Source organism: Mariniflexile sp. (assembly GCF_041583155.1).
GTDB lineage: Bacteria > Bacteroidota > Bacteroidia > Flavobacteriales > Flavobacteriaceae > Mariniflexile.
Window position 1 is genome coordinate 1 of sequence record NZ_JBFHGK010000032.1, and the last position, 14,176, is coordinate 14,176.

Genomic DNA, 14,176 nt, shown 5'->3' on the forward strand with positions numbered 1-14,176 from the left:
CCACCACTTCGAATGGAAATAGAATTGAAATTACTGGAACTTATGGTATTAAAATCTGTTTGACCGTTGAGTTGAGAATTGATATTAATACCATTCCAAATAACAGCGGTTTGTGAAGCATTGGTACCTCGAAACGATGGCGAAGACACCATACCATAGCCGTTTTCTTTAAAATACAAATTGCTGTTAAAAGCTAACAACGTTGTTAAGGATTTTGAATTTTGTTTTAAAACAGAATCATTTAAAACAGTCTGTTTTACTCCTGAAGCATAGTTAATTAGCTTACTATCGCTTAAAACTACTTCATCCAGTAGTTGCACGGTTTCTGTGATAGATTGTGAAAGCCCTGGCAACCAAGTAAAAATAAAACCAAAAATGAATACTATTTTTTTCATAAATCTTTAAGACTCTTTTCCCGAAAGTCGTATTAGATACTGAAAATGGCAGGTCTCCTGACTTGCGTCTTCATGTTCGTCTTCCCAAAGATTTCTCTTCAGTGACTTGAAGTATAACATGAAGCGTTATAGCTTACAGTTGCGGGAACAGTACAAGAATGAAGAAAAACGGGTACAGATTTTTGATTTCAGAATTTTTAATAAAACTCGTTAATCAATAAATATTTAATCGTGAATCTTTTCACTTGATTCCCTTTTAATCGACTCAAATTCCTAAACTTTTCAGGACTTTGATTGTCGAACCAAAATTCGATGTAAATGTAAATATTAACTTTAAAATTGCAACTAAAAACTTACTTTTTCTTAGTCATTTTATAAATCAAATAAATAAATCCAATTAAAAAATGTGCAATTATTACCCCGGCAATTATATATATTGTTAAATTTGAACCGTCGCGCATTGTTAATATTTTCGGCTAAAGTAGCACGCTTCAAAACATCTAAATATGACAATTGTCATCTTATTCGAATGAAATACAAATCACTACTAATTATTATTGCCTTAATTCTTTTTAACTGTAAAAGTGAATCTAAAAAACAAGATATTGAAGTTATAGAAGGCACTTCACTGGATTTAAAATATGCGAAAGGTTTTAAAGTTACAGATTTTGGTAGCTATAAAATATTAGAAATAATTAGTCCATGGCCAAAAGCCGATAAAAGCTATGAATTTGCACTTTTGAAGAAAGGTTACGATGAGTCTTTCTGGAGTACAGAACAAAAACGCTTTGAGGCAGCCATTGAAATCCCTATAAAAAAAATAGTGGTGACTTCAACCACGCACATTCCGGCTTTAGAATTATTAAACGAGGAACAAAATTTGGTTGGATTTCCGGGAACGGATTATATTTCTTTAGAAAAAACAAGAAAAAGGATTGACGAAAACCATGTTAGGGAATTGGGCAAAAATGAAGGTATTAATACAGAAGTTTTATTAGAATTAAAACCAGATGTAGTTGTTGGTTTTGGTATTGATGGTACGAATAGAACGTTTGAAACCATAAAAAAATCTGGAATTCCTGTTGTTTTTAATGGTGATTGGGTTGAAGAATCTCCTTTGGCAAAAGCCGAATGGATTAAGTTTTTTGGAGTCTTATTTAATAAGGAAAAAGAAGCCGACTCTATTTTTAATACGATTGAAAAAAATTATCTGGATGCAAAAGCGCTTGCTAAAAAAATAAAGAATAAGCCAACTATTTTAAGCGGCGCCATGCACAACGATGTTTGGTTTTTACCTAATGGCACCAGTACTGAAGCACAACTTTTAAAAGATGCTAATACCAATTATTTATGGAGCGACTCTCAAGGTACTGGTAGTTTATCACTTAACTTTGAAACAGTTTTCTCTAAGGCAAAAACTGCCGATATTTGGTTAAGTCCATCCAACTATACTAGTAAGGAGGCTCTTAAAAACAGTAATCTCCAACACGCTATGTTTGATGCTTTTAAAAACAACAATATCTATTCATCTATAAACACAAAGGGAGAATCTGGCGGCATTTTATACTTTGAGTTGGGAACCTCACGTCCCGATTTGGTTTTAAAGGATCTTATTAAAATTTGTCACCCAGAACTATTAAAAAATTATGATCTTTACTTTTTCAAACGCTTAAAATAGGTGCCAAATTCATCATCATACAATCTGTCATTTTTAATACTGTTCATGGTATTAATTGTTTGTTTTTTTGCTAATATCAGTTTAGGCTCTGTTTATATACCTATAAAAGAAGTGTTTTATGCTTTAATAGGAAATACCGTAGAACATGAAACCTGGCAACATATTATCCAAAATTATCGACTACCAAAAGCCTTCACAGCCATGTTGGTTGGCTCTGGTTTGGGTATTTCAGGGCTCTTAATGCAAACCCTATTTAAAAATCCTTTGGCAGGTCCGTTTGTTTTAGGTATTAGTTCAGGTGCCAGTTTGGGTGTTGCCCTAATTATTTTAGGCTCATCTGTTTTTGGCGGTGTTTTCGCTACTTTTTTAATTTCAAAGTGGAGTATTGTTATTGCAGCTAGTTTAGGTAGTTTTTTAGTATTACTTGCTGTATTAATGGTATCCATAAAAGTACGAGATACCATGGCTATCCTTATTATTGGACTCATGTTTGCAAGTATTACATCGGCTATTGTTAGTGTACTCTCCTATTTCGGTTCCGCTCAACAACTTCAGCAATACATTTTTTGGGGGTTTGGTAGTTTAGGAAACCTATCATGGGATGAATTATTTGTTTTCTTTATTATTTATGCCCTAGGAATCGTTATAAGTTTAGCGTCAGTAAAATCATTAAACACCTTACTTTTAGGTGATAATTATGCTAAAAGTTTAGGATTGAATATCAATAGAAGTCGCATTGCCATCATACTTTCTACAAGTTTATTGGCTGGAACCATTACGGCTTTTGCTGGCCCTATTGCCTTTATAGGTTTGGCTATCCCGCATTTAACACGACAAGTTTTTAATACTTCTAATCATAAAATATTATTACCAGCCGTATTTTTATTTGGTTCTATCGTCATGCTTATTTGCGATAGTATTGCGCAAATACCAAATAGCGATTATACACTTCCAATAAATGCTATTACCTCATTGGTTGGTGCGCCTGTAGTTATTTGGTTATTAGTACGAAAACGAAAAATGGTGTTTTAAAATCAATTATTTAAAAACATATTTCAAAACACAAGACAAGAATATTAGTGGAGAAAAACGACCAACATATTATTTTAAAAACCAAAGATTTATCTATTGGTTATAAAACTAAAAAAGCACAAAACTTAGTAGCTTCCAATATCAATATTGAATTACATAAGGGAGAATTGGTAGGACTTGTTGGCGGTAATGGTATTGGTAAATCGACACTTTTAAGAACCTTAACCAATGTTCAAAACCCATTAGGAGGCGAAATTATCATAGCCAATAAAAACATAAATCAATTTCCTGAACTAGACTTAGCCAAGGTAATGAGCCTGGTTTTAACCGAAAAGCTGATGTCGAAAAACTTATCGGTTTTTGAGCTAGTAGCTTTAGGAAGACAACCTTACACCAATTGGGTTGGAAACTTATCTGAAAACGACCTAAACATTATTAACCGAGCAATAACCCAAACAAATATTACAGATTTAAAGCTGAAAAAATGTTTTGAGTTAAGTGATGGTCAATTACAAAAAGTAATGATTGCACGTGCTTTGGCACAAGATACAGACCTGATTATACTAGATGAACCCACAACCCATTTGGATATGTATCACAAAGCTTATATTTTGAAACTACTTCAAAGATTAGCTAAAGAAACCAATAAAACAATTCTATTTTCATCTCACGAAGTCGATTTAGCCATCCAATTATGCGATAAATTAATTGTAATGACTAAAGAAAATGTAGTTTCTGATACGCCATGTAACCTAATTTCAAATGGTGTTTTTGACTCCCTTTTCCCTAAAGATTTAATTACATTCGATGTAAAAACGGGTACTTTTAGAGTAAAAAAATAGGGGCTATTTTCAAGTGTAGTTTCCGTTTTCAGCTTCACAATATTACACCAAATAGACGGTTTCAAATTCTGTTTGAATTTAAGAGATTATCAGGCTTCTGTCTTCCTTGCAAAACATTTATATTTGATAAATATCTTTCTAAAAAAATGAGCGACAACATCATACTATTTCTAGCTGTTTTAATCTCTGGAGGTATCGGTACCTTTATCGGGATGACTATTACTAATTTAAAAAATAGAAGTGAACAAAGTACTTTGGAAGAACGTAACTCCAATTTACACCAACAATTAATAGATTTCAAACAGTTTTCAGAATCTGAAAGCGCTAAACAAAATCAGGTTTTCAATACGCAGATTACCGATTTAAAAGATGTCATTTCCAAAATTGAAAGGGAACGAGAAGACATCCGTAGAGAAAAAGAGTTTCTAAATGCCGAATTAACACGTAAAATAACGGAATACAACCAATTACAACAAATAAGTTCTAAACGCGAACAAGAAATTGAAGAGCGCCAAGAACAATTACGTAAAGATTTTGAATTGTTGGCGAATAAGATTTTAGATGAAAAATCGGAAAAATTTACCAGCAAGAATAAAGAAAATTTAGATGCCATTTTAAAACCACTTCAAGAGAAAATAAAAATATTTGAAGATAAGGTAGATTTAACCCAAAAGGAAAGTATAAGTATGCATTCGGCCTTAAAAGAGCAGTTATTGGGTTTAAAAGATCTAAATCAACAAATGACTAAAGAAGCCACCAACCTAACCCGAGCGTTAAAAGGTGATAGTAAAATGCAAGGAAATTGGGGCGAATTGGTTTTAGAACGTGTGTTAGAAAAATCTGGTTTAGAAAAAGACAGAGAGTATTTTGTGCAACAAAGTTTTACACTTGCTAATGGTTCACGTGTGCTGCCAGATGTGGTATTACACCTTCCTGACGGCAAGAAAATGGTAATTGATAGCAAGGTTTCCTTAACCGATTATGAACGTTTGGTGAATGCCGATGACGATGATAAACCTCAATTTTTAAAAGCACATATAAACTCGGTAAGAAAGCACATTGACCAACTTTCGGAAAAAAATTATCAAGATTTATATGATATAGAATCCCCCGATTTTGTTTTAATGTTCATCCCAATAGAACCCGCTTTTGCAGTAGTGGTAAATGATGACAACAGTATTTATAACAAAGCTTTTGAAAAAAACATCGTAATTGTAACACCTTCTACCCTACTAGCTACACTTCGTACCATTGATAGCATGTGGAATAATGAAAAACAACAGCAAAATGCTATTGAAATTGCACGGCAGGCGGGAGCTCTTTATGATAAATTTGAAGGCTTAGTTAGCGATTTAACTGGTGTAGGCAAGAAAATAGATGCAGCAAAAAGTGATTATTCAGCTGCCATGAATAAGTTAGTTGAGGGTAAAGGCAATTTAATTTCTAGTGTTGAAAGATTGAAAAAAATGGGAGCTAAAGCAAAAAAAGCACTTCCTGAAGCCATTTTAAAACGTTCTGAAGAAGAATAAAAAGCCATAACATCACCTAACCTTGTGATAAATTTGTTTATCACTTAATTAAGTGATATATTTGTTTATCACTCAATAAAGTGATATAAAACAAAATATTATGACAAGCGTAATCACTGGAGATATTATCAATTCTAGAAAACAGAAAGAGCCCGATGTTTGGATAAACACCTTAAAAAGAGCCTTATCCTACTTAAGTCCAGATTCTAAATATTGGGAATTATACCGCGGAGATAGTTTTCAAATAGAAATACCAAATTTCACTACCAGTTTTACTGCTGCTATTTACATAAAAGCAAGCATAAAAATGGTAAAGGATTTAGATGTACGTTTAGCTATTGGGGTTGGCACTAAAACTTATGAAGGAAACGATGTAACAGAATCCAATGGAGAAGCTTTTGTGTTTTCTGGCGAGGTTCTAGAAACTTTAAAAAAAGAGAAACAAAACTTAAAGATTAAAACCAAACACAGTACCATAGATACCGAATTAAATTTATATTTTAAATTAGCACTAATAACTATGGATAATTGGAGTGTTAATTCAGCAGAAATTGTAAAATTAAGTATCGAGAATCCAAGCGCTTTACAAAGCGAATTGGGACAATTAATTGGTATTAACCAAAACGCCATAAGTAACCGTCAAAAACGTGCGCATTTAGAAGAAATATTAGAACTAGACCGTATGTACCGACATAAAATGAGTTTATTATGATGATTTTAATAAAACTGTTGTTAGCACATTTTATAGGTGACTTTTTTCTCCAACCCAAAAAATGGGTTAAAGAAAAAGAACAAAACAAGCTAAAATCAAATAAATTGTATCTACATGTTTTGATTCATGTAATACTCACAGGAATTTTACTTTGGGACTTTACGTTATGGGGTATAATTTTAACCATTGGAATCACACACTTTATAATTGATGCTGTAAAACTTATAATTCAAAAGAAAAAAAATAAACGTCTTTTATTTTTTATAGACCAATTAGTTCATATAATTATAATCTTCCTATGTTATTATATTTTTACTGAAAACACTTTCAACTTAGCAAATTACACCACGGAAACCAATTTATTACTCCTAATATGCTTGCTGTTTTTAACCGTTCCAACCTCAATAATTATGAAAACCATATTTTTGAAGTGGAATATTTCAAAACTCACTAAAAATAACAAGTCACTCGAGGATGCAGGGAAATATATTGGTATTTTAGAGCGCATTTTAGTGTTCATATTTATAATAGTGGGACACTGGGAAGCTGTTGGGTTTTTAATTACAGCTAAATCGGTTTTTAGGTTTGGTGATTTAAAAGAGTCAAAACACAGACAACTCACAGAATATATTTTAATAGGAACTTTAATAAGTTTCGGGATTGCGATAATAACAGGTATCATCTTTTCTAAATTAACTTTATTTTATGCTTAGAACAATTGAAGAATCTCAAGTAACAATTACACAATTAATGTTACCATCTAACTCCAATTTTAGTGGTAAAATTCATGGAGGGTATATTTTAAGTCTTATGGACCAAATAGCATTTGCATGTGCTTCTAAACATTCTAGAAATTACTGTGTAACGGCATCGGTAAATAAGGTAGATTTTTTAAATCCTATTGAAGTTGGCGAACTTGTTACGCTTAAAGCTTCCATTAATTATACAGGTAGAACCTCTATGGTTATTGGAGTTCGTGTTGAATCTGAAAATATTCAAACAGGCAAGAAAAAACATTGTAATTCATCTTATTTTACAATGGTTGCTAAAGATTCCGAGGGTAAGAATGCACAGGTACCCGGAATTATTTTAGATACTAAAGATAAGGTAAGACGTTTTGCTAGAAGTATTGCAAGACAAGAACAAGCAAAAAATAGAAGTACAGCCTTTAGAACCTCAGATTTTAAAATAGAATTGTATTTAGATTCTTTGAAAGATCAAAACGCAAAAATTGAATCCATACATTATTAATTTTACTTAATACAATGCTTAAAAAAAGGCCGCTGTAAGCGGCCTTTTCTGTTATTATTTATTCAAGTACATTTTTCGTCTTGAGTATAGTTCGTAAAAATTGTCGTCTTTCAAACTATCAATAAATAGGATGCTCTCTCCTGTACTTTTCATTTCCGGTCCTAATTTCTTATTCACATTATGAAATTTATTGAAAGAAAACACAGGTTGCTTGATGGCAAAGCCTTTTAATTGTGGATTAAAATTAAAATCTTTAACCTTTTTCTCTCCTAACATAACCTTTGTAGCATAGTTTACATAAGGCTCTCCATAAGCTTTCGCTATAAATGGTACGGTACGAGATGCTCTAGGGTTTGCTTCGATGATGTAAACAATATCATCTTTTATTGCAAACTGGATATTTATCAACCCAACTGTATTAAGTGCTAATGCAATTTTTTTAGTATGGTCTTTTATTTGTTGCATTACAAACTCACCTAAGTTGAATGGTGGCAACATAGAATTACTATCTCCAGAGTGGATTCCACATGGCTCAATATGCTCCATGATTCCAATAATATAAACATCCTCTCCATCACAAATGGCATCTGCCTCGGCTTCTATAGCTCCTTCCAAATAATGATCTAAAAGTAATTGGTTACCTGGCATTTGGCTTAACAAATCAACCACATGCTTTTCAAGTTCTGCTTTGTTAATTACAATTTTCATGCCTTGTCCCCCAAGTACATAAGATGGACGCACTAAGATTGGAAAATCTAACACATCAGCTATTGCAGAAGCCTCATCGGCCGTAGTTGCAATATCAAACTGAGGGTAAGGAATGTTATTTTCTTTCAGTAAGTTAGAAAACTGACCTCTATCTTCCGCTAAATCTAAAGATTCAAAACTAGTTCCTATAATTTTAACACCATATCTAGATAATTTTTCAGCAAGCTTTAATGCTGTTTGACCACCTAATTGCACAATAACACCTTCTGGTTTTTCGTGCTTGATGATATCGTAAATATGTTCCCAGAAAACTGGTTCGAAATATAATTTATCTGCAGTATCAAAATCTGTTGAAACTGTTTCTGGATTACAGTTAATCATGATCGTTTCATAACCACACTCAGAGGCTGCTAAAACACCATGCACACAGCAATAATCAAATTCAATTCCTTGTCCTATTCTATTCGGTCCGGAACCAAGAACAATTACTTTCTTTTTATCTGAAACAATACTTTCATTATCAGCATAACGGTTACCATCAGCCGTTTCCATATCACTTTCAAAAGTTGAATAATAATATGGTGTTTTTGCTTTAAACTCGGCAGCGCAAGTATCAACTAATTTGTAAACTCGGTTGATGCCAAATTCTTCACGTTTGCTGTACACCTGACTTTCCAAACAACCCAACATGTGAGCAATTTGTCTGTCTCCATAGCCTTTTTGCTTAGCTTCAAGTAATAATTCTTTTGGTAGTGTATCAATTTTGAAAGTAGAAATTTCCTTCTGCAGTAAAAATAGTTCTTCATACTGCTTCAAGAACCACATATCAATTTTTGTAATTTCATGAATTCTACTTAAAGGAATTCCCATCGCTATTGCATCGTAGATTATGAAAACACGATCCCAAGATGCGTAGGTAAGTTTCTCAATAATTTGATTATAATCTTTATTCTCCTTTCCATCTGCACCTAAACCATTTCGCTTAATTTCAAGAGATTGGGTAGCTTTGTGTAATGCTTCTTGAAACGAACGTCCGATACCCATAACTTCTCCAACCGATTTCATTTGAAGGCCTAAAGTTCTATCAGATCCTTCAAATTTATCAAAATTCCAACGTGGTATTTTAACGATTACATAATCTAAAGTCGGTTCAAATAAAGCTGAAGTAGATTTTGTAATTTGGTTTTGTAATTCATCTAAATGATACCCTAAGGCTAACTTAGCAGCTATTTTTGCAATTGGATACCCTGTAGCTTTACTAGCAAGTGCCGAAGAACGCGATACACGTGGGTTAATTTCAATGGCAATTATTTCTTCGTTTTCATCTGGACTTACCGCAAATTGCACATTACAACCTCCAGCAAAATCGCCTATACTACGCATCATATGGATTGCCATATCACGCATTTTTTGGAAAGTTTTATCGCTAAGGGTCATTGCTGGTGCCACTGTAATAGAATCACCTGTATGGATTCCTATCGGATCCATATTCTCTATAGAACAAATAATTACAACATTATCATTAGCATCACGAAGCAATTCTAACTCGTATTCTTTCCAACCAATTAAGGCCTTATCAATCATAACTTCATGAATTGGAGATACCTCTAATCCACGAGTTAACAATTCATCATAATCTTCTTCTTTATATACAAATGAAGCACCTTCTCCACCGAGAGTAAAAGATGCTCTAATAATTAAAGGAAAACCAAACTCCTGAGCAATTTCTTTTCCTTTTAAATAAGAGGTTGCAGTTGCTTGAGGCGCCATAGGAATCCCTATTTTAAGCATAAGCAATCTAAACTTCTCTCTATCTTCAGTGATATTTATGGCATCAATATCTACACCAATAATTTCAACATTGAAATCTTTCCAAATGCCTTTTTCATCAGCTTCAATACATAAATTCAATGCGGTTTGTCCTCCCATTGTAGGCAGCACAGCATCAATTTGCGGATGTTCCTTTAGTATTTTAATTATTGATTTTGTCGTTAGAGGTAACAAATACACATGATCGGCCATTGCTGGATCGGTCATGATAGTTGCTGGATTAGAATTGATAAGGATAGTTTCAATTCCATCTTCTCTTAAAGATCGTAAAGCTTGTGTTCCTGAATAATCAAATTCGCACGCTTGTCCTATAATAATAGGACCCGAGCCAATAATTAGAATGGATTTAAGTTTTGGATTTTTCGGCATTTTTACTGTTTAAATATTGTATTTTAATAAGTTACAAAAATAATCATTATAAGATATAAAAAAAGGCATTACACTTAAGTAACACCTTATTATATTAACAATTGTTAATCATTATTTTTTATGTCTCGATTCAGATGATACAGACAATTTCTTTCTTCCTTTAGCTCTTCTACGAGCAAGTACTTTTCTTCCATTAGCAGAAGCCATTCTTTCTCTAAAACCGTGTTTGTTTCTTCTTTTTCTTTTTGACGGCTGAAATGTTCTTTTACTCATTATCTTGTATCTTTAAAAACTGAATTGTACTTTATTATTAGTTATTTTGGCTTTCTCCAAAACTGAGCGCAAATATACAAAGACTTTTCAGATTGACAAATGTTATTTTAAAAATATTTCGATATTTTTTTTTCAATATTTATCCGTGTTTAAAACCTTGATTTTTTTGACTTTGATACCTGCTTTTTGTTTTTTATCTATTGGTTAATTTTGATAAAAATTTAGTTTCTTTGCATACTAAATTAAATGCTATGGGTATTAAAAAGCCTATTACAACAAATCAATTTATATAAAATGTTCAATAAAATTATAAAACTAATTATTGCTGCAGGTATTCTTGCCTTCGCTGTTTACCAATTTACCGAAGGAAATATAGGTAATGGTATTATGCTAATACTATTATCTTTAATATTTGTATTTCTGTATTTTAAAAATGAATTTATTTTGTTGGCATTTTTAAAATTGCGTAAGCAAGATTTTGAAGGAGCTAAAAAATGGCTTGACAAAATTAAAAACCCCGAAACCGCTTTAGTAGCCAAACAACAAGGCTACTATAATTATTTACACGGATTAATGGTATCACAATCTAATATGAATGAAGCTGAAAAATTCTTTAAAAAAGCTGTTGAACTAGGCTTGTCTATGGATCATGATATGGCAATGGCTAAATTAAATTTATCTGGAATCGCTTTTTCAAAAAGAAGAAAAATAGAAGCCGAGAGATTACTTGCTGAAGCTCAAAAATTAGATAAACAAGGCATGTTAACTGATCAAATAAAAATGATGAAAGAAAACATGAAACGTGCCCAAATGCCAAATCAACATTTTGGCGCTGGTGGTTCTATAAGAGCACAAAAACGCAGAGGATAACAGCCTTCTGTTTTCATAATACAACATCTAAAAAATCATATTATACTTGTTAAACCCAAGTTTAATATGATTTTTTTATTTTATTTAAGCGTTACTTTTTCTTACAATTCTTTCACCACCTCTACGTTACCAATTATTACTTTATTACCAAAATCTATCTTCCTAATTATCAATTAATAACAAATTTTATTTTTAATTAGTCTAAATAAGATTTGTATTTTAGTTTTTTGCTTATATATTTGCGCATCTATTTATAATCAATCTAAATAAAATCATGCGTAAAAAATTAACTTTATTACTAGTCTTAGCCATACAAGTTTCGTTTTCACAATCAAAGATTACAGGAACAGTATTCAATGAACAAAAAAAAGCAATTCCTTTTGCTAATATTTTAATTGAAGGTTCCACCAAAGGAACTTCAGCCAACGAAAATGGCTTATTTGAATTAACTCAAATTTCCGATGGCAACTACACCATTAAGGTTTCTGCAATAGGATTTAAATCGGTTAGTAAATCTATCTTCCTAAAAGCTAATGAATCCATTAACCTAACATTTCAATTAACTAGCGATTCTGAACTAGACCAAGTTGAACTTTTTGGAAACAGGAACAAACATCCAGATAAAATTGAAGCCCTTACCAGATTACCGTTAGCTCCTTATGAGCAGATTCAAAGTATCTCGATTATTTCAGAAAAATTAATTGAACAACAAGGGAATTTAACTATTTCAGATGCTACCAAGAACGTACCTGGTGTATATACTTTTGCAACTTACGGAAACAAACGCGAAAGTATGTCCTCTCGTGGATTTCGTGGAATTCCTATCCTAAAAAATGGGGTACGTGTTCATTCTGATTTTAGAGGAACAGGCATTTTAACTGATATGCAAGGTGTAGATAACATACAAGTGCTAAAAGGTGCCGCTTCTATTACACAAGGTGTAGCTACAGATTTAGGTAGTCCTGGAGGCGTTATTAATATTGTAACTAAAACTCCAAAATATTATTCCGGCGGTAATGCTTCATTACGTCTAGGTAGTTTTGGACAAGCACGCACAACCTTTGATGTTTATGGTCCTGTTGCAAAAACTGAAAATTTAGCTTTTAGAATTGATGGAGCCTTAGAACGTTCTGACAGCTATCGAGCAAATATTTCAACAGAGCGTTTTTACATAAATCCATCTTTAGAATGGAAACTGGACGATAAAACAAAAGTAACATTGGAAATGGACTATTTTGACGACAGCAGAACGCCTGATTTAGGTACTGTTAACCTAGGTGAAAATGACGTTAATGCCATTTACGACTTACCATATAATCAATTTTTAGGATTTGAAAATGATAAATCTCTAACGGAAAACACAACGTATTCTGTAAGATTCAATAGAGATTTAAACGATAAATTAAGTTTAAAAGCCGCCTTTTATAAATCAAATTTAGCTTTAGATGATAAGGGTGCCAGTCTAGGAGATGCTATAAACGATGTATCTGGAAATCCTATTTATAATCAAAGAAAACGTGGCTATTCTATAGCAACTCGAAATGATGACAATAGTGTTCTACAATTCGATTTAATTGGAGATGATTTAAAAACAGGTTCCATATCACATACCTTCCAAGTTGGTTTTGATTATAGAGCTACAAAATATAACACCACGAGTAAAAGTGTTTCAACCATAGATACCATTGATGTTTTCTCCAGTAACACACGTGAATTACCTAATACTCTTGCTTTTGGTTCAACCACCGAAGCAGGATCGCAATCTAGAGCATTGGGTGTGGTAGCTCAAGATGTTATTACATTTAATAATTGGTTAAAAACATTTTTAGGATTTAGATACAGTACAACCCAGTCGAACGAGTCGTTAGAAACTACAGAAAGTAACGCTTTTAACCCTTTAGCAGGTATTATTGTTACTCCTTTTGAAAACATCAACGTATTTGTATCTTACACCAATAGCTCGTACCCTAGAACAAGCACCCGATTAGATGTTAATGGTAACGAATTAGGCAATGAACGTTACGATCAATTTGAAACAGGCATTAAAACAAATTGGTTAGATAGTCGCTTACGTTTTAATTTTACCTTCTTCAAAATAAACAATAAAGACATTAATTTACCTGTTTATGATGAAAACTGGGTAGCAACTGGCTTCTATCAAAAAGGCGGAAATGATGAACGAAAAGGTATTGAAGTAGAACTTACAGGTCGAATTTTAGATAATTTAGAAGTTATTACCGGATATTCGTACATTGATGCTCAATATAAAGAACACACTTCTTATGTATACGGTTCAGCGCCATTAAACACACCAAAGCATACGTTTAACGCTTATGCAAATTATACCTTTTTGGGTAAATTAGAAGGTCTATCAGCCGGAGCGGGCATTTATTACACAGGTGAAAGACCTATAAACGATTGGAGTTCTGGAGCCGTAACGCATGAAGGTATCGTACCAAATCAAGAACCTTTTTATGTAGATGCCTTCGCCCAAACAAATATACAAGCAGCTTATAACTTTGATAAGCATTGGAATTTCAGATTCATATTAAATAATGTTTTTAATAAAATTGGATACAATGCGTACAGAACTAGCTATATAAACCAAACCGACCCAAGAAATTTTGCTGGTGTATTAACGTATAAGTTTTAATTGAATTAGTTTTACAAATTATTAATAAAAAGTA

The 14,176-nt window shown here is 32.5% G+C and carries 12 protein-coding genes and 1 riboswitch; of the genes, 9 read left to right on the forward strand and 3 right to left on the reverse strand.

The window, feature by feature from the left end; genetic code table 11:
• On the reverse strand, positions 1 to 395 hold a 395-nt coding region (locus ABYI63_RS11965), incomplete at its 3' end, for a TonB-dependent receptor (RefSeq protein WP_372756587.1).
• A 29-nt stretch (positions 396 to 424) separates the two neighbouring features.
• A riboswitch (cobalamin riboswitch) is annotated at positions 425 to 717 on the reverse strand.
• A 207-nt stretch (positions 718 to 924) separates the two neighbouring features.
• On the opposite strand from ABYI63_RS11965, the gene ABYI63_RS11970 reads away from it, so the two are divergent.
• The 7 genes from ABYI63_RS11970 (at position 925) to ABYI63_RS12000 (ending at position 7,439) form a co-directional block, all read left to right on the forward strand.
• Entirely contained in the window at positions 925 to 2,073 is a 1,149-nt protein-coding gene (locus tag ABYI63_RS11970) for an ABC transporter substrate-binding protein (RefSeq protein ID WP_372756588.1), read from the forward strand.
• Between the two features lie 45 nt (positions 2,074 to 2,118).
• The gene (locus ABYI63_RS11975; protein ID WP_372756589.1) at positions 2,119 to 3,105 is read left to right on the forward strand and encodes a FecCD family ABC transporter permease; all 987 of its coding nucleotides are present in this window, start codon (positions 2,119 to 2,121) and stop codon (positions 3,103 to 3,105) included.
• Between the two features lie 47 nt (positions 3,106 to 3,152).
• Entirely contained in the window at positions 3,153 to 3,947 is a 795-nt protein-coding gene (locus tag ABYI63_RS11980; protein ID WP_372756590.1) for an ABC transporter ATP-binding protein, read from the forward strand.
• A gap of 146 nt (positions 3,948 to 4,093) precedes the next feature.
• Entirely contained in the window at positions 4,094 to 5,476 is a 1,383-nt protein-coding gene (locus ABYI63_RS11985) for a DNA recombination protein RmuC (protein WP_372756591.1), read from the forward strand.
• 100 nt (positions 5,477 to 5,576) lie between these two features.
• The gene (locus ABYI63_RS11990; RefSeq protein ID WP_372756592.1) at positions 5,577 to 6,188 is read left to right on the forward strand and encodes a transcriptional regulator; all 612 of its coding nucleotides are present in this window, start codon (positions 5,577 to 5,579) and stop codon (positions 6,186 to 6,188) included.
• Positions 6,185 to 6,901, forward strand: coding sequence for a DUF3307 domain-containing protein (locus tag ABYI63_RS11995; RefSeq protein ID WP_372756593.1), 717 nt, complete (start codon positions 6,185 to 6,187; stop codon positions 6,899 to 6,901). The genes ABYI63_RS11990 and ABYI63_RS11995 overlap by 4 nt, the downstream gene beginning before the upstream one ends.
• Positions 6,894 to 7,439, forward strand: coding sequence for an acyl-CoA thioesterase (locus tag ABYI63_RS12000; protein ID WP_372756594.1), 546 nt, complete (start codon positions 6,894 to 6,896; stop codon positions 7,437 to 7,439). The genes ABYI63_RS11995 and ABYI63_RS12000 overlap by 8 nt, the downstream gene beginning before the upstream one ends.
• 54 nt (positions 7,440 to 7,493) lie before the next feature.
• Here ABYI63_RS12000 and carB read toward each other — a convergent pair whose 3' ends face one another.
• On the reverse strand, positions 7,494 to 10,346 hold the full coding sequence (gene carB, locus ABYI63_RS12005; protein ID WP_372756595.1) for a carbamoyl-phosphate synthase large subunit: 2,853 nt from the start codon (positions 10,344 to 10,346) through the stop codon (positions 7,494 to 7,496).
• A gap of 111 nt (positions 10,347 to 10,457) precedes the next feature.
• Positions 10,458 to 10,619 (reverse strand): 50S ribosomal protein L34, encoded by a 162-nt coding sequence (gene rpmH / locus ABYI63_RS12010; protein WP_038527912.1) that lies wholly within the window; start codon positions 10,617 to 10,619, stop codon positions 10,458 to 10,460.
• 294 nt (positions 10,620 to 10,913) lie between these two features.
• Between rpmH and ABYI63_RS12015 the strand changes: the two genes are divergently transcribed.
• Both ABYI63_RS12015 and ABYI63_RS12020 read left to right on the forward strand, forming a co-directional pair.
• The gene (locus tag ABYI63_RS12015) at positions 10,914 to 11,489 is read left to right on the forward strand and encodes a DUF2892 domain-containing protein (RefSeq protein ID WP_372756596.1); all 576 of its coding nucleotides are present in this window, start codon (positions 10,914 to 10,916) and stop codon (positions 11,487 to 11,489) included.
• Between the two features lie 274 nt (positions 11,490 to 11,763).
• Entirely contained in the window at positions 11,764 to 14,142 is a 2,379-nt protein-coding gene (locus ABYI63_RS12020; RefSeq protein ID WP_372756597.1) for a TonB-dependent siderophore receptor, read from the forward strand.
• The last annotated feature ends 34 nt before the right edge of the window (positions 14,143 to 14,176 follow it).